The organism is Bacillus sp. bc15, assembly GCF_900142585.1.
GTDB classification, from domain to species: Bacteria; Bacillota; Bacilli; order Bacillales; family Bacillaceae_G; genus Bacillus_A; species Bacillus_A cereus.
In genome coordinates, this window is the sequence record NZ_FRBJ01000002.1 from 312,968 (window position 1) to 331,550 (window position 18,583).

Below are 18,583 nucleotides of genomic sequence, written 5' to 3' on the forward strand. Positions count from 1 at the left end.
TCATACATTCTTTCTCATACTATAAAATCCATTACTATAAAGAGCATTAGAAAGGAATACCTACATTGAAAGATCCAAATTCTCAATATCAAATAGACTACGTATTGCTATTTATTTTATTTGCCATTGGGATTGTTAGTTGTTGTGCTATTGCAAGTGCGCAAGCCTCTTTACCGCCATTTTTACAAAACGTCAATTTTGTACTAAAGCAAATCCAATGGTATTTCATTGGATTTATAGCCATTGGTGTTATTATGATTATCGATTTCGATCGTTATCAAAAAATTGCTTGGTATTTGTATAGCTTTGCAATGGTACTACTTATTGGACTAGAACTTCAAGTACCAGGTGCCGTTACAATTAAAGGCGCTACCGCTTGGTACAGGCTCCCAGGCATCGGGAATTTTCAGCCTTCTGAAATTATGAAATTGTTTTTAATTATCGTCATTGGAAGAATTATAGCAAATCATAATGAGAAATATTTTCCCCGAACAATGCGTGATGATTTTTTATTACTTGGAAAAATATTTGCGACAAGCTTGCCACCACTACTACTTATTGCAAAAGAACCAGATTTAGGAAACACAATGGTCATTTCAGCGATGCTTGCAGCAATGATACTAGTTTCTGGCATACGATGGCGTTTTATTTTCGGATTAGTTTCAGGTACTTTCGTTGCTGGATCTACATTAATATATATTTTTTTTACTCACACAGATTTCTTTAAAGCACACATTTTAAAAGAATATCAATTAAATCGCTTCTACGGATGGTTAGCACCTTACAAATATGATGCACAAGGCTATCAATTAAGACAAGCATTCTTAGCGACTGGATCCGGAGAAATGCAAGGAAAAGGGTGGGAAAATGGACAAGTATATTTTCCAGAACCACATACAGATTTTATTTTCACTAATGTCGCTGAACAATTTGGATTTCTAGGCGCAAGTGTCATTATTTCTCTTTTTTTCTTACTCATTTTTCGAATGATTCATATTGCTTTAGAAAGTAATGACCCTTTCGGTAGTTACATTTGCGCTGGTACAATCGGAATGTTTACTTTCCAAGTATTCCAAAATATCGGGATGACAATCGGATTACTTCCCATTACAGGGATAACATTACCTCTTATGAGTTACGGAGGAAGTTCACTGCTTACATACATGATTGCGATTGGATTCATTTTAAATGTTCGCTCAAGAACGAAAATCTTTATGTTTAAATGAACAACACAAAAACGCTATATTTTTATCTCTATCCTTTTTTAGATATACTAATGAAAAATACGATGGAGGTTTAAATATGAAATATGACATTATAGGAGATATTCATGGATGCTTCCAAGAGTTTCAAAATTTAACAGAGAAGCTAGGATATAACTGGAGTAGCGGTCTACCGGTTCACCCTGACCAACGTAAACTTGCATTCGTTGGCGATATTACAGACCGTGGTCCTCATTCATTACGTATGATTGAAATTGTATGGGAACTTGTCATACATAGAAAAGAAGCTTATTACGCTCCTGGAAATCACTGTAATAAACTATATCGATTTTTCCTTGGGCGTAATGTAACAGTCGCTCACGGACTTGAAACAACTGTTGCTGAATATGAGGCACTTCCTTCTCATAAGCAAAACATTATAAAAGAAAAGTTTATCACTCTTTATGAACAATCACCGCTCTACCACATACTAGATGAAAAAAGAGTAATCGTATGTCACGCTGGGATTCGGCAAGATTACATAGGAAGACGAGATAAAAAAGTACAAACCTTTGTATTATATGGCGATATTACAGGAGAAAAGCATGCCGATGGCTCACCTGTCCGTCGCGATTGGGCGCAAGAGTACAAGGGGCAAGCTTGGATTGTATATGGACATACACCAGTAGCAGAACCTCGATTCGTCAATCAGACAGTCAATATTGATACTGGTGCTGTATTTGGTGGCAAATTAACCGGATTACGTTATCCTGAAATGGAGACTATCTCTGTCCCTTCTTCGTTACCTTTTGTCGCTGAGAAATTCCGTCCAATTTCATAACTACCTTACTTAGCATTATTTAGGCAGATTTCATATAAAACTAGGTAAAGTAATTAAAAAAAGATGCAATAAAGTGCATCTTTTTTTAATTACCCTACATATAATGTCGCAGGAGGTGACAGAATGAAGAAAAAATCTTCTAAACAAAAAAGAAAATTTCCCCCTTTATATCTGCCCATGTACGGAATTAACAACTGGTGTAGTATTCGGGCTGCAGCGATAGAAGAACTGGAAGAACAAGAGTCATCAAAAAAAAGCAAAGTAAAACCAACATATGTCTCTTTAGAAAATGCTGTGATGAGCCACATAATCGATCGTAAAAAAATAAAGATGAAACAAAAAAATAAACAGCTCTCAAATCAAAATGAACAGGTACTACATTCTAACCAAACAGAAGAAAAGGCCGAAGAAAATATTTCTGTAGCAATAAATAAAAAAGTGGAACCAGAAATTCCAGCTGCTATTATAAACAAAGTAAAAAAAATAAAAGAGGCATTGGCTTCATCGAATGATATACAAACTGAAAAACCACTCATAATTGAGACACCTACACCTGAAAATACAAAAGTTAAAAGGGGCGGCCGATATGCATATGCGGAGGGGCTTCACTCTCATGCGGAGGGCATGGCAGCACATGCGGAAGGCTTATTAACACACGCAAAAGGTTCTTTCTCTCATGCAGAAGGATCAAACTCAAAAGCAACCGGACATAGTTCGCATAGTGAGGGAAGTGAAACGACAGCAAGCGGTGCTTATTCTCATGCGGAGGGTAAACAGACGATTGCTTTAGGCGAAGCAGCACACGCAGAAGGAACCGCAACTATCGCTAACGGATCCTCTTCTCATGCGGAAGGTCATCATACATCAACAGCTCATTTTGCAGGTAGCCATATTATGGGGCGCTTCGGCACTGCAGAAGAAGCTTATTCTTGGTTTATTGCAAATGGTGTAAACGACACCGACCATAATATCGGGGCTAAATGGCTTGCCCATAATGGAGAAATGTACATTGAGGGCGCGTCTTACAATGCAAGCGGAACGGATTTTGCACAAATGTTTGAAACAGAAGGTCATAAACCTATTGATGTCGGTTATTTCGTTACATTTAGTAGCGAAGAAAAAATTCGGATAGCTACTTCACACGATTCTTTCATTTTAGGAATATCTAGTGCAACCCCTGCACTTATAGGAAATAGCGGGGCTTTAAGTTGGCAAAAACGCTATAAAACAGATAACTTTGGAAAACGCCAATATGTATGGACGGAAACAGAAGAAATACAACCTCTTTTAAATACAGAATGGGATCCAGCTTGCAAATATGTAGCAAGAAAAGATCGCGCCGAGTGGCTTCCTGTCGGATTAATTGGACAAATGTTAGTACGTGATGACGGCACTTGCGAAGCACATGGATATTGTCGTCCAAATGGCAATGGCATTGCTACAAAAGCCGAAAGTGGATTTTTCGTTATAAAGCGTACGGGTGAAAACCAAATTTTAATATTATTCCGCTAAGAAAAAAGGGAACAAAATTCTTTATAATATAAGAATTTTGTTCCCTTTTTAAGTATGCGGCAACACTTCTTGCATATCGCTTGGAAGCTTTATAGTGAAAGACATCTCTTTCTCTAAAATAGGATGATAAAACGTCAAAGATTTACTATGAAGTGCTTGCCGTTTCATTTCATCCCTTCTCCCTCCATATAAGCTATCACCAAGTAATGGATGTCCTATATGAGCCATATGCACACGAATTTGATGCGTTCTTCCTGTCTCAAGCTCAAGCCCTACATGTGTCTTATCATATGTACTATCAATTACTTTAAAATGAGTAACTGCCCTTTGTCCATCTTCACAAACCGTTCGCTCAATAATGCTATCAGATTTTCGACCAATTGGTGCATCAATCATTCCTTCTCGTTCTACAATCTTTCCGTGAACAATTGCTTCATACGTTCGTTTCACAGCTTTTTGTTGATGCTGCTTCGATAAAAGATGATGCACGAAACGATTTTTTGCAATAAGCATAAGCCCTGAAGTATCACGATCTAACCGTGTTACAATGTGCACTGTACTTGCAAGATGCTGCTTATCATAATGAGATAAAATCGCATTGGCAACACTCCCTGTCGGATGTTCTCTAGACGGAATCGTTGACATGTTCGCCTCTTTATCAATGATAAGAACCGCATCATCTTCATATACAATGCATAAAGGGATATCTTCTGCCATCATCCCTTCACTTCTTTCCTCGACTGGAAAAAAGACACTTAATTCTTCACCAGCGCGCAACTGATGACGAACACTCGCATGTTGACTATTTACTTCAATTGCCCCGCCGTGAAACTTTATATCCGTTAAAGCGGCTTTAGAAATACCTTTCGTTTTCAAAAATTCCCTAACTAAAGTTCCCTCTTCAGCCAGCCCTATATCCCATTTCAATGTAAATCTGTTCAAATATATAACCCTTTCTATTTATCTGCAACAAACGAGTCACGAACTCGTTTCCAGAACGGGAACGGGCGGAAACGAACAAATCGTACTTTCTCGTTTGCGACGCGATACTGGATTGATTTCACATCTTGATGGACCATTGTTAAATGATCCACTGTAATTTGTAAGTTCATTCCTGCAGCCGGCTTTAACACACATGTATGATGCTTCGGCAATACGAGTGGCGATCCTACAGTACGAAACACACGATTGTTAATGGACGCCATTTCTGCAATTTGAATCGCTTCAATAGATGGGTGAATAATTGCTCCGCCAAGCGCTTTATTATACGCAGTACTTCCTGAAGGAGTAGAAATACAAAGACCGTCCCCGCGGAATGTTTCAAAATATTCTCCACGTATTTCTACTTCTGTTACTAATGTACCTTCTGCACTTTTTACAGTCGCCTCATTCATCGCTAAATACTGTGACTCTTTACTTCCATTCACATAGCGAATAATAACTTCTAAAAGCGGATATTCCACCACTTGGAATGGTGTTTTTGCAATCGCAATTACTAATTTCTCTACTTCTGTCGGTAACCAATCTGCATAGAAACCTAAATGTCCTGTATGTACACCAACAAATGCTGTTTCATCCAATCGATTATAATAACGATGAAACGCATACAAAAGCGTTCCATCTCCCCCAACAGAAATTACAATATCGGGTTCCTTTTCATCCATTATAAATCCAAAATCTAGCAAGTACTCTTTCATCGTGCTTGCCAGTGTATCTGATGATTGATCTCCCTTTGACATAATTGTAAATTTCATCGCCCAACACCCTTTAGTTTATGATTCGGAATCTTTCGTTTCTTGCTTTCTTGAAAAAGCCTTTTGCGCTTCTTGAATTTCAAGACGAATAGAAGACATTTCTTCATCTAATAAAAACGCCGCTTCAGCTGCACGTTGCAAGCGTATTTTAATATCTTCAGGAAAACGTCCACTATATTTATAATTTAAAGAATGCTCAATTGTTGCCCAAAAGTTCATTGCTAGCGTGCGTATTTGGATTTCTACCAATACTTTTTGTTCACCCTGAATCGTTTGAACAGGATAACTAATGACAACATGATAAGAACGATAACCGCTATCTTTCTTTTGCGTGACATAATCACGTTCTTCCACGATTTCAAAGTCATTTCGTTTTCGAAGATATTCTACAACAGGCTTAATCTCATCAACAAATTGACACATCATTCTAAGCCCAGCAATATCCTGCATATCTTCTCTCAATCGGTCTAGCGGTACATTTCTCTTCTCCGCTTTATCAATAATACTTGCAACCGACTTTACCCTTCCTGTTACAAACTCAATTGGAGAATGCTCTGTTAACATTGCAAATTGAGTACGCATTCCTTTTAGTTTCACTTTCAGCTCTGCCACCGCTTGGTGGTAAGGTGCTAAAAATTCTTCCCAATTTCGATTCATTTCAACCACCACCAAAATCAATCCATTTGCTTATAGAAATACTTTTTCTACAGCAGTTACTAATTCTTCTCCGTAATTTGCATTACCTTCAATATTTTCAACTAAATATTCTACTTCTTCTTTTAATCCTTCTAATTCCATTTCAATGTCATTCACGCTAACGAACATAACCACATCGTTATTCATCGCTTCATGCATTGCTTCCCAGCATGTGTGCGGAATACTTACATAAATAAAAGATGATTCATTTTCTAAGATATATAAAAATGATAAATTGTCTGAGTCTACAAGTACGTGATTACGTGCACTTAACTCCTTTACCTCTATTTCACTATTTTCCGCACAAAAAATAAGAGCATTCTCTCTCTTTTCTACGCTCTTAACTTGGATTTTATTTTGCATGCTCTAACTCCTCCATCTCAACTTCCTGTCTTACTTAACAGTATTATTGTATCATAACATGGACGCAAACAAATAAAACATTGAACCAAATTTATGAAAAAGCGATAATGTGTAAAGAATTATTTTTCAAAAGGAGATTATACAATGACACAAGAAATTGAAATTGAATTCAAAAATATCGTTACAAAAGAAGAATTCGATACATTATGCAAATCGTTTTCTATTGAAGCATTTACGAAACAAGTGAATCACTACTTTGAAACACCTGACTTCTCGTTAAAAGAAGCTGGCTCTGCACTTCGTATTCGTCATAAAGGAGAAACTTATACGTTAACGTCGAAACAACCTGCAGAAATCGGTTTATTAGAAACGCATCAAATCGTAACAGAAGACGAAGCAAAAATGATGATGGAAACAAACACAATCATTCAAGGAGCAGTAGTAGATCAATTACACAAATTACAAATTCCTGTTTCTGCTTTAACATATATGGGTAGTTTAACAACAGAAAGAGCAGAAACATTATTTAAAGGCGGAACGCTTGTCTTTGATCATAGTTTCTATTACAATCACGATGATTATGAAATTGAATTTGAAGTGCAAGATGAAGAAACAGGAAAAGCTGCATTTATTCATTTATTAACGCAACATAACATACCTGTTCGTCATACAAATAACAAAGTAAAACGCTTTTTCCTTGCCAAACAAAACAAAGCACGCTAAAGTGAAAATTCCACTAGTGAATATGTTTCGCTAGTGGATATACCTCACTAAAAAATTTACATCCGTAGAATAGGCAAAGAATCTTTGAGAAGGCTGTTTATTTGCCCTCTCGAACATTCCATTGCTACAATAGATATACATTTCATGGAAAAAGGAGTTTATAAAGGATGAGCAAGCAACCGATGACACCATTTGAAGCAATTGGCGGTGAACAATGCATTGCAATATTAGTAGATACATTTTATTCCTATGTCAGTAAACACCCTGACTTATCTCCCATCTTCCCGGAAGATTTAACAGAAACCGCTAGGAAGCAGAAGCAATTTTTAACACAATATTTAGGTGGTCCTAATTTGTACACTGAAGAACATGGTCATCCTATGTTAAGAGCACGCCATCTTCCGTTTGAGATTACTCCAAAACGAGCAGAGGCTTGGCTATCATGTATGGAGCAAGCAATGGATGATACTGGAGTGCATGGTCATATAAGAGAGTTTGTTTTTGAACGTTTAGCATTAACCGCTCAGCATATGGTTAATACTCCAAACGAAACAGGTGAAGTGTAATGGATAAGCAGGAAGCAAAGCATATAAATATGCCATCTCCTTCCGCATGCGAGCATAAGTCTGTAGAAGCATATTTATTTATTGATCCACTTTGTAAAGATTGCTGGGAAATTGAGCCTTTTATTATTAAACTATGGCTTGAATACGGGAAATACTTCTCTATTCGTCATATCGTAACAGGAAAAGTGGATGGAACGAACGCTTCCTCACACAAATGGAATAAACCTGCTAATATTCGATTTGTGTGGGAAAAGACAACAAGTTTACAAGGTTTTTCATGTGATGGAAAGGTACATATGCAAGAAGCATCGTCAACACCATATTTAGTTTCGATGGCGATTAAGGCAGCGGAGTTACAGGGCCGAAAAGCAGGTTCGAAGTTTTTGCGAAAACTCCAAGAATACATTTTCCTTGAAAATGTATCAACCCCTGACTGCGAACTATTACTTGCATGTGCGAAAGATAGCAATATTGATGTAGAAGAATTTAAAAAAGATCTACATTCTGCTAGTGCAAAAAAAGCTTTCCAATGTGACTTGAAATTCACGAATGAAATGCATATTACAGAAATACCCTCCCTCGTCTTTTTTCATGCGAACTCAGATGAAGAAGGTATTAAAATCGCTGGAAATTATTCCTACGATGTATACGTACAATTATTGAAAGAACTTGTAAAATGTGAAATTGAGCCAGAACCATTACCACCTTTAGAAGTGCTACTAGAAGCAACACAATTTATATCTTCAAAAGAAGTAGCATTTATTTATGACTGTCCGCAACAAGAAATTGAGCGCGAGCTTAAAAAATTACAACTGAAACGAAAAGTACAAATGATTGAAGTAAAATGCGAACGTTATTGGAAATGGATAGCAAAAGAAAAAGACCTGGTGTAAACACCAGGTCTTCTTCTTTACGGCTTATAAAAATATTAAAGGGGATGGGAGAAATTTTCACGTTCAAACAAAGGGGTATATGTTTGTATGTGAATTCGTTCACGCTTATTATATTACAAGATTCGACGTCAGATGACAACCCCTTTTGTCGAATTTCACACTTTTGTCACATTCTAAACGTTTTCATTTTTGAATAAGCTATAAAAAAGGTCATTTAGGGGGTTTATTTATGAAAAAATCTTATATTGCTCTTCTCTTTCTAGCTGTCATCATTTCTTTTTTCTTGTACATCCTCTCTCTACTACAAGCTTTTCCTAAAATTATTGCCTTACCTCTTTTATTCGGAATCATCGTTATCACTCTCTCTTATTTCAATCATAAAAAACGATTTAAAGGGTTTTAATTTCAAAAATCAGCCATAAAACTATCCTTTCAGTTAGAAAAACAAAGAAATTCACCTTGTTTTTTCGACATATATCGACATTTAATCTATTCAAAAAAAGACGAGGATACAATCCCTCGTCTTTTTTCATTACTTTTCTTCAAATAATAATGCTTCTAATTCATTTAATTTCTCTTCAAATACTTGTAGTGCCTCTTTTACTGGTTCAGGAGATGCCATATCTACTCCTGCTTTTTTCAGCACTTCAATTGGGTAATCAGAGCTTCCTGCTTTTAAGAACTCGTTAATATAACGTTCTACTGCTGGTTGTCCTTCTTCTAAAATCTGTTTAGATAGAGCTGTCGCTGCACTAAATCCTGTTGCGTATTGATATACGTAATAGTTGTAGTAGAAGTGTGGAATACGAGACCATTCTAAACCAATCTCTTCGTCGATTACTAAAGCGTCACCGAAATATTTCTTATTTAAATCATAGTAGATTTCCGTTAGCATATCTGGCGTAACAGCATGTCCTTCTTGTACTTTCTTATGAATAATATGTTCAAACTCTGCAAACATCGTTTGACGGAATACAGTACCACGGAATCCTTCTAAATAATGATTTAATAAATATAGACGCTCTTTCTTATCTTCTGTCGTTTTTAATAAATAATCATTTAGAAGCGCTTCATTACAAGTTGATGCCACTTCTGCTACGAAGATGGAATAATCACCATATACGTGCGGTTGTGTTTTTCTTGTATAGTAACTATGCACCGAATGGCCAAACTCATGAGCAAGTGTAAATAAATTATTTACATTATCATGCCAGTTCATTAAAATATACGGATTTGTTCCATATGCACCAGATGAGTATGCCCCGCTTCGTTTTCCTTTATTCTCATACACATCTACCCAGCGATTTTCATATGCCTCTTTCAAAATATCAACATATTCATCACCAAGTACGTTTAAAGATTTTAATAAAAGGTCTTGCGCTTCTTCGTATTTCACATTCATTTTCACTTCTGGTACAAGTGGTGTATATAAATCATACATATGAAGCTCATCAAGTCCTAATGCACGCTTACGAATATCGATGTAACGGTGTAATAAATGTAAGTTGTCATTTACCGTTTCAACGAGTTGATCGTATACTGCTTCCGGAATATTATTATTGCTCAGTGCAGCTTGGCGAGCAGAATCATATTTACGAACACGCGCATTGAAATTATTACGTTTTACTGCTCCACTTAACGTACTTGCGAATGTATTTTTAAATTTCCCATACGTTTCATATACAGCTTTAAATGCATCTTTGCGAACACGAGGATCATCACTTTCTAAAAACTGAATGTAACGACCATGTGTAATTTCTATTTCTTCTCCGTCTTCACCTTTAATAGATGGGAATTTTAAATCTGCGTTATTCAACATACCGAATGTATTGCTTGATGAACTCATTACTTCAGATGCTTCCGCTAATAAAGCCTCCTCAGCTTCTGATAATACGTGCGGGCGTTGACGTGTAATTTCTTCTAATGCATGTTCATATACACTTAAATCTCTATTTTCCTTCAAGAATGTTTGCAGTGTATCTTCTGAAATCGATAAAATTTCAGGCACAATATACGCTGTGCTACTAGATACTTGTGAATATAAATTTGTTGCGCGATCATTTAATGCTTGATATACAGAGTTTGTTGTATCTTGATCGTAACGCATATGAGCATATGTATATAGCTTACCTAATCGCATTGAAATTTCATCTTCATATTGCAATGCCTCAAGTAAATTGTCCGCAGAGTCACCAAGTTTCCCTTTAAATTCAGTTAACTTCGGTAATAGCTCTTTAATAGCCTGGAATTCTTTTTCCCATTCTGCATCCGTTTGGAAAATATCTTCTAATCGCCACGTACTTGCTTCTTCAATCTCGTTGCGATCTGGTAATGCTTTCGCTTTGTTTTGTTCAGACATTCTTTAAGCCCTCCTTTAAATATCTCTACTTAAGTACAATTCGTTTTTTCTTATGTAATTCCTTCACAATCATTCTTTATTATATCCCCTTTTCCTCCTCTCATGTTAAAATTTGCCTCAAATAAAGATAGCGCATGTATTAAGCAAATCTCATCATGTTTCATAATTTCCTCCTCTGTTTTTAACATCACGGCATCCCTTATTTTTCGGTACGTATAACTTCCCACTTTATGCAATACACCTATATAGCATAAAAATGTCATATATTCAGTAACTGCCACTTTCCATGTGTGCTGTGAAAAGTACGGAAGTATCCGCCTTTTCGTATACCTTTTTACATAACTACACACATATTGAAGAGAAATACACTCTCCTACTGCAAGCCCCCCTATACACTTCATATATAGAAAAGCTTGCCATATAAATGTGTTTGTTTGAAAAGCAAATCCAGAAGGGAGTGGAACACCAATTTCAGAAGGAAAGCTCGCTGGGGTAAATTTAAATTGATATAAGAGGCGTAATAATGACTTATAGTTATAATTCCAAATAGGCAGAGCGTTTTGCCGAAAATAATCCTTTCGCTTCTTCCATTCTCGTTCTAATATTTCCTTTTTGAAAGGAACAGGAGAAAAAAGCATTTCAAAAGTAGTCGTTTCAATTGGTAAATATATAATATGTGAGAAAGAGACGCTTGTAGAAAATGAAGTGATAAATGCACATTTCATAAATGATTTTTCTTTCGAACAGAAGAAAATAAGAAATGGTTGAGGATAAGATTGTAAGGAGAAAGCCATAAGTGAGGAGAATTTCATCCAATATGCCGATTGCTTTTTCAATTGATTTCCACCAACGATCCAAATGACCTGTATACCAGCTCGCCAATATGAATAGGTTCTTTTGTACAGCTGCTCTATAGCAAGGTTTGCACATTGGTATTCAATTGCAATTTTTCTGCCCGCCCTCTCTACAAAAATATCTGGTCGTTGCTTAATTTCCGGAAGGTAGTACTCAATATCCACCTGAAAGTTTTGACGTTTGAACCATCTATATAACAATTCTTTACCGTGCATATGATACGTTGATTCCGCTTCATAAAAGGCAAGACATGAATCCACTTTTTTATGAGCAAAATGCCAACTTTTTTGTTTCCCTAATTTCATTTGCACTTCCTTTCCACAAGCTACACAAAAGAATCGTTCCTGTTGGCGCATACGGCGCAAAAGCTCTTCATTACAATTATAGAGTAAATGAATTTTTTCTCCGTTTTCTCTTTTAGCTATAAATATCGGAATCACACCCTTTCAGCTCCTTATATTCTACAATTTATTACAAATTCCTTTTAAAAAAGAGATGTCCCAATTTCGGACATCTCTTTTTATAATAATGGCGATAATAACCGGTACGTTGATTCAACAATTCGTCTATGCAGACGCCTTTTATGAAAACGATCGACGTGAATTTCACTAGATTCTTCTAAATCGTCTTTAAAGTCTTGAACAAGTCTTTTAATGCTATCTGTATCATATAAAAAGGCATTTACTTCAAAATTCAAATGAAAACTTCTCATATCCATATTAGCTGTCCCAATTGAAGCTAAATCAGAATCAACGATGACAATTTTACTATGAAGAAAGCCTTTTTCGTATTCATATATCTTTACTCCTGCGTCTAAAAGCTCCGGGAAGTACGATCTCGATGCGTAAAAGACAGTACGCTTATCAGGTTTACTCGGCATTAATAAACGAACATCAATACCAGCAAGTGCAGCAACCTTTAATGCGGATAAAATATCATCATCCGGAATAAAATACGGCGTTGCAATCCAAATAGATTTCCGAGCAGAAGCGATCATTGCGAAATATAAATGCTTAATCGTTTCCCACTTATTATCGGGGCCGCCTGCGACTAGCTGTACTCCTCCCCAATGATCACCCTCAACTGCTTTTGCTTGTAAATATTCCGGAGCTAGCACAGCCTCTCCAGTCATATAAAACCAATCTTGAAGGAAAATAAGCTGTAAACTTTGAACCGCTTCACCACGTAAATACAAATGCGTGTCTCGCCAAAAGCCAAAATATTTACTTTTTCCTAAATACTCATCACCGATATTTAATCCGCCTACAAACCCTTCGTTCCCATCAATCACAACAATTTTCCTATGATTTCGATAATTAATCTTATCGTTTAAAATCGGAAAGCGCACAGGAAAGAACGGAATCATTTCTACACCTGCATCGTTTAATTCTTCAATATACGATTTCGATAACTTAAAACTTCCAACCGCATCATATAAAAAGCGAACAACAACGCCCTCTTTTGATTTTTGTATTAAAATATCTTTAATTTCTGTTCCTAATTTATCATCACGCACAATGTAATATTCCATATGAATGTGATGTTTCGCTCGTTTTAACCCATTTAAAATGGCCTGAAACGTTTCATCTCCATTTGTTAATGTCCTCGTTTCAGTTTGAAATGAAATATTTAAAGCACCTAATCGATCCGCTAAACGAAATAACAATTCTTGATGCTTATGATTGCGTAAAATTCGTTCTTCGTAATCTTCATGCCCTTTATATTGTAAAAACGCCTGTTCATCAAGTAACGCCTTCTTTTGAAACATTCTTTTTCTCCGAAAATTTTGTCCAAATAATAAATAAGCAAAGAAGCCAAATACCGGAAAAATCCCTAACACAATTAACCATGTAAGTGTTTTAGATGGATGGCGATTTTCTAAGAAAATAACGCAACCAATTAAAAACGCAGATACTGTAAATAAAATACTAATAATACCTAAAATCGAAACATCTTTTATCCCAATCACATCTGAATAAAATGCTACATCAATAAACATACGTAACGAAACAAATAATGCGAACAATAGCAGGATAAAGAAAATCAGCTTTAACGTATTTTTCATCTCTTACCTCCTAACTAAGAAAGCTTTCCTATTCTTCATATAAAAAGCCGATTTCATACTACAGAAATCGGCCTACGTTTTAGCAGGAAAATTATTGCGAATCGTTTCAAGCGCATGCTCTTTCACAATTTGTTTTCCATACTCACTTACACGATGAATTGTTAAAGTTGATTCTTCCCCATATTCTAAAACAATACTTAAAATACGATCGATTTCTTCTTCATCATGTAGCACTTCATCGAATTCCACATATACATAATAGCGGTCCTCAAATGAATACAGCTCATCTTTTATATCTTCAAAGATAAGACGATGACTTAATGAAATGACATCTTCAAAATCATTAAATTTAATTAAAAAGCCAAACGTACCATCTTCATTAAAGTTTGTTCCTGTTTGTTCTTCTACCTCTTCGACTAACTCTTGTTGGAATAATGATTCGATGCCTTCATCTAGAGGAATATCTATAATTTTGTCTACCCCTATCGGTAGTTCCAGCTTTTGTCCGTCCTTTGAAAGCTCTGCTTTCGTGACAAGTACTTCAATCCCTTTATCGACTGCTTGCACTTGAATCCATAACGGCCCATCAATAAAGAAATCGTCATGATCACGAGCTTCGTCCATCATCTCCCAAAAGAGCTCTTCACTTCGTTCGCGATCATACCAAATTTCTTCACGATTAAATCCTCTATCCTCTATATCAATGTACGTAATAAAAAATTTCATCGTATGATCATTAATTCTTTCAATATCCAAAATACAACTCTCCCTTCCTGCTTAGAATTGTTATGAAGGGATTCCCCACTCATATGACAAATCAATAGATTCTTGTACTCTCATTTTATGATAAGATTCTCCAGAATGGAAATAAAATCGATTTATTTTACAAAAATAGTTATATGCCTATCTTTACTCGATTAACTACATAAATATATTATTATAGCGATTTCTTACTTACAAAAAATTTGGACATACATTTCCACATTCCCCCGTACACTGTAATAAAGTGAAACTTCTATTGAAAGAGATTATTTAACAACAACTTTCTGCATCACATACATACAGTTCGCTTATTAAAACATCATAAATGGAGGCAGACGAATGGACTTAGAGTTTTTAACATCCGTACTAATGATTGTCGGTATCGATGTTGTATTAGGTGGTGACAATGCAATCGTCATCGCACTAGCTAGCCGAAATTTACCTGAATCGAAACGAAATAAAGCTATTTTGATCGGTACTCTTTTAGCAATCGTACTAAGAATTATCCTTACTATACTAGCTGTCTATTTACTCGACATTCCATTCCTACAATTGATTGGCGGGGTTTTACTTACATTAATTGCAGTCAATTTATTAACTGATGATAGCAACGACCTTTCTGCCATTCAAGGAAAAACAACTTTATTTCAAGCAGTGCGGACAATTGTTTTCGCGGATCTCGTTATGGGGTTTGATAATGTTATTGCCATTGCAGGTGCAGCTCACGGGAGATTTTTACTCGTCATAATCGGCTTACTCATTTCTATCCCTATTATTATTTGGGGAAGTAAACTTATTTTAATACTTATGGAACGATTTCCATTCCTCATTTATTGCGGTGCAGCAATTCTTGCCTATACTGCAGGGAAAATGGTTACACATGAAGACAGACTTGCTACCTTTTTTCATAACAACCCAAGTTTCACTGCAAGCATTCCTTATTTGTTCATTTTCACTATTTTATGCATCGGCTTTATCGTAAAACAAGTTCGATTACGCAATGTGAAACATTAAAAAAAACCTTCTACTATATAATAGGTAGAAGGTTTTCATATTATTATAATTAATTTACAAGACGTTGTGCTTCACGTAATTGGAACGTTCTTACTGTACGTGGTAAGAAACGGCGAATTTCGTCTTCATTGTAACCAACTTGAAGGCGTTTCTCGTCAATCATAATTGGACGACGTAAAATCCCCGGATAGTCACGAATCATCTTATATAAATCTTGAAGTGGTAAAGATTCTAAGTTTACATTCAATTCTTGGAAAACTTTCGAACGAGTAGAAATAATCTCATCCGTTCCGCTTTCTGTCATACGTAAAATCTCTTTAATTTCCTCAATCGTTAATGGATCTGAGAAAATATTACGTTCTGTATAGGGAATATGATTTTCCTCTAGCCATAATTTCGCCTTTCTACAAGACGTACAGCTTGGAGAACTATATAATGTTACCATACAAAGCTCACTCTCCTTAAAGAGTACAAATTCTGTACTACATACAGTTTTAATTTCTAACTTAAGCAATTTTTCGCGATAACTTGTCTTATTGAAAAGTACAAAAATCGCATTTCATGTAAGCAACAACTTATAATAAACAACAATTACTTTTAATAAGTAACTTCTATAATCATTATACAATAGATTTTGCAAGAAATATACAGTAAATTTCCTGCTAGTTGAGAAAACTCTTCCGTGTATTCCACTGCTATGTAACATGATTACGCTCAATTTAGCTGTACTTGAACAATAACTTTCAACCCTTTTAGTACTCACTTCCTCTAGATTCTTCATATAATATATAGTTATTTATCTATAATCTTCCCTATGAAAAAGAGAACGTTTTCTTACTTTTTCCTGATAAATCAATTAAGAAATGTAAGACTATACAAATGAGAATGAAAAGGAACATTTGTTCTTATTCTAACAAACATTCTCTCTCCTGTCTACACGATTTCTAAAGTAAATTAAATATTTTTCTGACATTTCTTTCTTTTTCATTTTTTATCTCATACAATAAACATACAGACAGGCAAAGGGGGAGTTTTCAAATGATTGCGTTTTTTATTGATTTTATTACGGTTGCTACCCTCATCATCGGAATAACAGCATTAATCGGTGTCATTACAAATAGCATCGGCGAAAAGCTCTTTGGTGGAAAAGAAAAAATGAAGTTTGTTAACAAAAGTTTGGATGTGCAATCCGGCTGGAATCAAGTTGGCGGAAAAGGCATTTATAAGAAACGAACGTATTAAAAAAAGCAGGTGGTTAGCCTGCTTTTTTTAATTTCCTAGGGATGCCCATTTGAAGCTCACATCGGGGCCATATTTATGGTTGTACATATCTTTAATTGTTTCTCTTTGTAAGTATGCTCTACCACGTTGGTATACTGGAACAATCGCAGCGTCATCAAGTAACATTTTTTCTGCCTCAAGTAAGTTTTTCCAGCGAGCATTTACATCGCTTCCATCTTTTTTCGCTTTCATAATGATTTCATCGTATTTCGGATTAGAGTACTTCATCTTATTTTGTGACCCATCTGTTACAAACATATCAAGATATGTAATCGGATCTGGGAAGTCTGCCCCCCATCCAGAGAATGACATGACATAATCACCCGCATCTTCTAATTTTAGTTTTTGTGCGAATGGTTGTTGTTTAATTTTCACTGTTAAACCTGGTAAATTTTTTTCTAATTCACCTTTTAAATATTCACCAGTTTTCTTAGATAACTCTACATCTTCATTTAATAATTCTAATTCGATTTCATTTTTACCAAGTTCTTTTTTGCCAGCTTCCCAATATTTCTTCGCTTCTTTCACGTTTGGTTTTACAATATCCCCGTTTACAGCACGGAAATCTTTTTTATCTGGTCCTTTAATGAAGTTATCAGGAATTAATCCTGTCGCTGCCTTAGAACCGTTATTTAATAATGTATCAACGAACGGCTTACGATCAAAAGCAAGTGAAATTGCTTTACGAATATTTTTATTTGCTAAAGCTGGATCTTTTTGATTTAAGCGTAGGAAAAATACAGATGTCTCTTCTACTGTTTTGAAATCTGGTTTTCCTTTATATTTATCGATGAACTCTGCTAATAACGTCGCTCGATCGATTGCATTTGTTTCATATAAGTTAATTGGCGTAGATGTATCTTTTACAATATTAAAGTTTACTTCTTCAAGCTTCACTTCTTTATTGTCCCAATATGATGAGCTCTTTGTCATTTTAAAACTGCGTTCATGCTGCCAATCGCTTAATGTAAACGGTCCGTTATAAAGTGTTGTATTTGCTTCTAAACCAAACTTCGCACCTTGCTCTTTCACAAATTTCTCATTTACAGGATAAAAGATTGGATATACCATTAAATCTACAAGATATGGAATAGAATTGTCTAATTCTACTTCTAATGTGTAATCATCAATTGCTTTTACACCTAATTGATCAGGACGCATCTCTTTTTTATTAATTTTCTCTGCATTTTTTATATCATACATAATGTATGCTGATTTCGCAGCTGTGTCTGGATTGATCGCTCTTTGCCATGCGTATACAAAATCTTTCGCTGTTAAAGGCTCACCGTTTGACCATTTCGCGTCTTCACGTAATTTAAATGTATATTTTTTACCGTCTTCTGACTTTTTAAATTCTTTTGCTACACCTGGAACTAACTTATCATCTTTTCCAAGGCGGTATAGACCTTCCATCGTGTTGTTCATTACTTTTGAAGAAACTGCGTCAGCTGATAATGCTGGGTCCATCGTTGGAATTTCTTGTGTTTCAATTAAATTAAGAACTTGCTTCGCATCGCTTTTCCCGCTATCCCCTTTTGCGTTTGCTTGCGGTTCATCTTTTTGATAGCTACATGCCCCTAACATCATGCTCATTGCTACTGTTGATACTACAAAAACTGGTATCTTTTTTTTCATACTTCCACCCTCCAAAAAAATGTTAGCCCTTTCATTTTCAAACAGAAAGAAATATATATATG

General features: G+C 35.6%; 19 protein-coding genes. 9 read left to right on the forward strand and 10 right to left on the reverse strand.

What is annotated here, in order from left to right:
- The first annotated feature begins 65 nt into the window (after positions 1-65).
- The 3 genes from BUA87_RS11455 to BUA87_RS11465 all read left to right on the forward strand — a co-directional run bounded on the left by BUA87_RS11455 (position 66) and on the right by BUA87_RS11465 (position 3,555).
- Complete coding sequence (locus BUA87_RS11455) at positions 66-1,226, forward strand: FtsW/RodA/SpoVE family cell cycle protein (RefSeq protein WP_000654698.1); 1,161 nt, start codon at positions 66-68, stop codon at positions 1,224-1,226.
- Between the two features lie 76 nt (positions 1,227-1,302).
- Complete coding sequence (prpE, locus tag BUA87_RS11460) at positions 1,303-2,043, forward strand: bis(5'-nucleosyl)-tetraphosphatase PrpE (RefSeq protein ID WP_000872702.1); 741 nt, start codon at positions 1,303-1,305, stop codon at positions 2,041-2,043.
- A 123-nt stretch (positions 2,044-2,166) separates the two neighbouring features.
- A complete protein-coding gene (locus BUA87_RS11465) occupies positions 2,167-3,555 on the forward strand; it encodes a peptidase G2 autoproteolytic cleavage domain-containing protein (protein ID WP_071713716.1) in 1,389 nt (462 codons plus the stop codon).
- Positions 3,556-3,603: 48 nt separating this feature from the next.
- Here BUA87_RS11465 and BUA87_RS11470 read toward each other — a convergent pair whose 3' ends face one another.
- From BUA87_RS11470 to BUA87_RS11485, 4 genes are read right to left on the reverse strand one after another with little or no spacing between them, the layout of a single operon-like run.
- Positions 3,604-4,497 carry an RluA family pseudouridine synthase gene (locus tag BUA87_RS11470; RefSeq protein ID WP_071713717.1) on the reverse strand — a complete coding sequence of 298 codons (894 nt, stop codon included), beginning with the start codon at positions 4,495-4,497 and terminating at the stop codon, positions 3,604-3,606.
- A 14-nt stretch (positions 4,498-4,511) separates the two neighbouring features.
- A complete protein-coding gene (locus BUA87_RS11475) occupies positions 4,512-5,309 on the reverse strand; it encodes an NAD kinase (protein WP_000673190.1) in 798 nt (265 codons plus the stop codon).
- An 18-nt stretch (positions 5,310-5,327) separates the two neighbouring features.
- Positions 5,328-5,966: a GTP diphosphokinase gene (locus BUA87_RS11480; protein ID WP_001081482.1), complete on the reverse strand. Its 639-nt coding sequence runs from the start codon at positions 5,964-5,966 to the stop codon at positions 5,328-5,330.
- 30 nt (positions 5,967-5,996) lie between these two features.
- On the reverse strand, positions 5,997-6,368 hold the full coding sequence (locus BUA87_RS11485; protein ID WP_001180005.1) for a UPF0738 family protein: 372 nt from the start codon (positions 6,366-6,368) through the stop codon (positions 5,997-5,999).
- A 144-nt stretch (positions 6,369-6,512) separates the two neighbouring features.
- Between BUA87_RS11485 and BUA87_RS11490 the strand changes: the two genes are divergently transcribed.
- The 4 genes from BUA87_RS11490 to BUA87_RS31305 all read left to right on the forward strand — a co-directional run bounded on the left by BUA87_RS11490 (position 6,513) and on the right by BUA87_RS31305 (position 8,953).
- Positions 6,513-7,091, forward strand: a complete 579-nt coding sequence (locus BUA87_RS11490) for a CYTH domain-containing protein (protein ID WP_071713718.1) — start codon at positions 6,513-6,515, stop codon at positions 7,089-7,091.
- A gap of 167 nt (positions 7,092-7,258) precedes the next feature.
- Positions 7,259-7,657 (forward strand): globin domain-containing protein, encoded by a 399-nt coding sequence (locus tag BUA87_RS11495; RefSeq protein ID WP_000043386.1) that lies wholly within the window; start codon positions 7,259-7,261, stop codon positions 7,655-7,657.
- Positions 7,657-8,550: a ClpXP adapter SpxH family protein gene (locus BUA87_RS11500; RefSeq protein WP_000360660.1), complete on the forward strand. Its 894-nt coding sequence runs from the start codon at positions 7,657-7,659 to the stop codon at positions 8,548-8,550. Before BUA87_RS11495 ends, BUA87_RS11500 begins: the two co-directional genes overlap by 1 nt.
- A gap of 229 nt (positions 8,551-8,779) precedes the next feature.
- On the forward strand, positions 8,780-8,953 hold the full coding sequence (locus BUA87_RS31305) for a hypothetical protein (RefSeq protein ID WP_000750352.1): 174 nt from the start codon (positions 8,780-8,782) through the stop codon (positions 8,951-8,953).
- Positions 8,954-9,082: 129 nt separating this feature from the next.
- Here BUA87_RS31305 and pepF read toward each other — a convergent pair whose 3' ends face one another.
- From pepF to mecA, 4 genes are all read right to left on the reverse strand, one after another.
- Complete coding sequence (gene pepF / locus BUA87_RS11505; protein WP_000003348.1) at positions 9,083-10,909, reverse strand: oligoendopeptidase F; 1,827 nt, start codon at positions 10,907-10,909, stop codon at positions 9,083-9,085.
- 50 nt (positions 10,910-10,959) lie between these two features.
- Positions 10,960-12,204, reverse strand: coding sequence for a competence protein CoiA (locus tag BUA87_RS11510; protein WP_072939713.1), 1,245 nt, complete (start codon positions 12,202-12,204; stop codon positions 10,960-10,962).
- A gap of 80 nt (positions 12,205-12,284) precedes the next feature.
- Positions 12,285-13,829, reverse strand: coding sequence for a cardiolipin synthase (locus tag BUA87_RS11515; RefSeq protein ID WP_000799191.1), 1,545 nt, complete (start codon positions 13,827-13,829; stop codon positions 12,285-12,287).
- A 72-nt stretch (positions 13,830-13,901) separates the two neighbouring features.
- Complete coding sequence (gene mecA / locus BUA87_RS11520; RefSeq protein WP_000350715.1) at positions 13,902-14,585, reverse strand: adaptor protein MecA; 684 nt, start codon at positions 14,583-14,585, stop codon at positions 13,902-13,904.
- A gap of 345 nt (positions 14,586-14,930) precedes the next feature.
- Here mecA and BUA87_RS11525 point away from each other — a divergent pair, with 345 nt between their 5' ends.
- Positions 14,931-15,605, forward strand: a complete 675-nt coding sequence (locus BUA87_RS11525; RefSeq protein WP_000362604.1) for a TerC family protein — start codon at positions 14,931-14,933, stop codon at positions 15,603-15,605.
- Between the two features lie 49 nt (positions 15,606-15,654).
- Here the strand turns inward: BUA87_RS11525 and spx are convergent, their stop codons facing one another.
- Positions 15,655-16,050, reverse strand: coding sequence for a transcriptional regulator Spx (spx, locus tag BUA87_RS11530; RefSeq protein WP_000258267.1), 396 nt, complete (start codon positions 16,048-16,050; stop codon positions 15,655-15,657).
- Between the two features lie 593 nt (positions 16,051-16,643).
- On the opposite strand from spx, the gene BUA87_RS11540 reads away from it, so the two are divergent.
- Positions 16,644-16,847 (forward strand): hypothetical protein, encoded by a 204-nt coding sequence (locus tag BUA87_RS11540; protein ID WP_000559974.1) that lies wholly within the window; start codon positions 16,644-16,646, stop codon positions 16,845-16,847.
- Between the two features lie 27 nt (positions 16,848-16,874).
- Here BUA87_RS11540 and BUA87_RS11545 read toward each other — a convergent pair whose 3' ends face one another.
- Positions 16,875-18,521 carry a peptide ABC transporter substrate-binding protein gene (locus tag BUA87_RS11545; RefSeq protein WP_072939715.1) on the reverse strand — a complete coding sequence of 549 codons (1,647 nt, stop codon included), beginning with the start codon at positions 18,519-18,521 and terminating at the stop codon, positions 16,875-16,877.
- Positions 18,522-18,583: the final 62 nt, after the last annotated feature.

Coding starts and splice junctions, on each gene's coding strand:
- prpE (WP_000872702.1), top strand. CDS start 1,303: ATGAAATATGACATTATAGGAGATATTCATGGATGCTTCCAAGAGTTT.
- BUA87_RS11465 (WP_071713716.1), top strand. CDS start 2,167: ATGAAGAAAAAATCTTCTAAACAAAAAAGAAAATTTCCCCCTTTATAT.
- BUA87_RS11475 (WP_000673190.1), bottom strand. CDS start 5,309: ATGAAATTTACAATTATGTCAAAGGGAGATCAATCATCAGATACACTG.
- BUA87_RS11480 (WP_001081482.1), bottom strand. CDS start 5,966: ATGAATCGAAATTGGGAAGAATTTTTAGCACCTTACCACCAAGCGGTG.
- BUA87_RS11485 (WP_001180005.1), bottom strand. CDS start 6,368: ATGCAAAATAAAATCCAAGTTAAGAGCGTAGAAAAGAGAGAGAATGCT.
- BUA87_RS11490 (WP_071713718.1), top strand. CDS start 6,513: ATGACACAAGAAATTGAAATTGAATTCAAAAATATCGTTACAAAAGAA.
- BUA87_RS11495 (WP_000043386.1), top strand. CDS start 7,259: ATGAGCAAGCAACCGATGACACCATTTGAAGCAATTGGCGGTGAACAA.
- BUA87_RS11500 (WP_000360660.1), top strand. CDS start 7,657: ATGGATAAGCAGGAAGCAAAGCATATAAATATGCCATCTCCTTCCGCA.
- BUA87_RS31305 (WP_000750352.1), top strand. CDS start 8,780: ATGAAAAAATCTTATATTGCTCTTCTCTTTCTAGCTGTCATCATTTCT.
- pepF (WP_000003348.1), bottom strand. CDS start 10,909: ATGTCTGAACAAAACAAAGCGAAAGCATTACCAGATCGCAACGAGATT.
- BUA87_RS11515 (WP_000799191.1), bottom strand. CDS start 13,829: ATGAAAAATACGTTAAAGCTGATTTTCTTTATCCTGCTATTGTTCGCA.
- BUA87_RS11525 (WP_000362604.1), top strand. CDS start 14,931: ATGGACTTAGAGTTTTTAACATCCGTACTAATGATTGTCGGTATCGAT.
- spx (WP_000258267.1), bottom strand. CDS start 16,050: ATGGTAACATTATATAGTTCTCCAAGCTGTACGTCTTGTAGAAAGGCG.
- BUA87_RS11540 (WP_000559974.1), top strand. CDS start 16,644: ATGATTGCGTTTTTTATTGATTTTATTACGGTTGCTACCCTCATCATC.
- BUA87_RS11545 (WP_072939715.1), bottom strand. CDS start 18,521: ATGAAAAAAAAGATACCAGTTTTTGTAGTATCAACAGTAGCAATGAGC.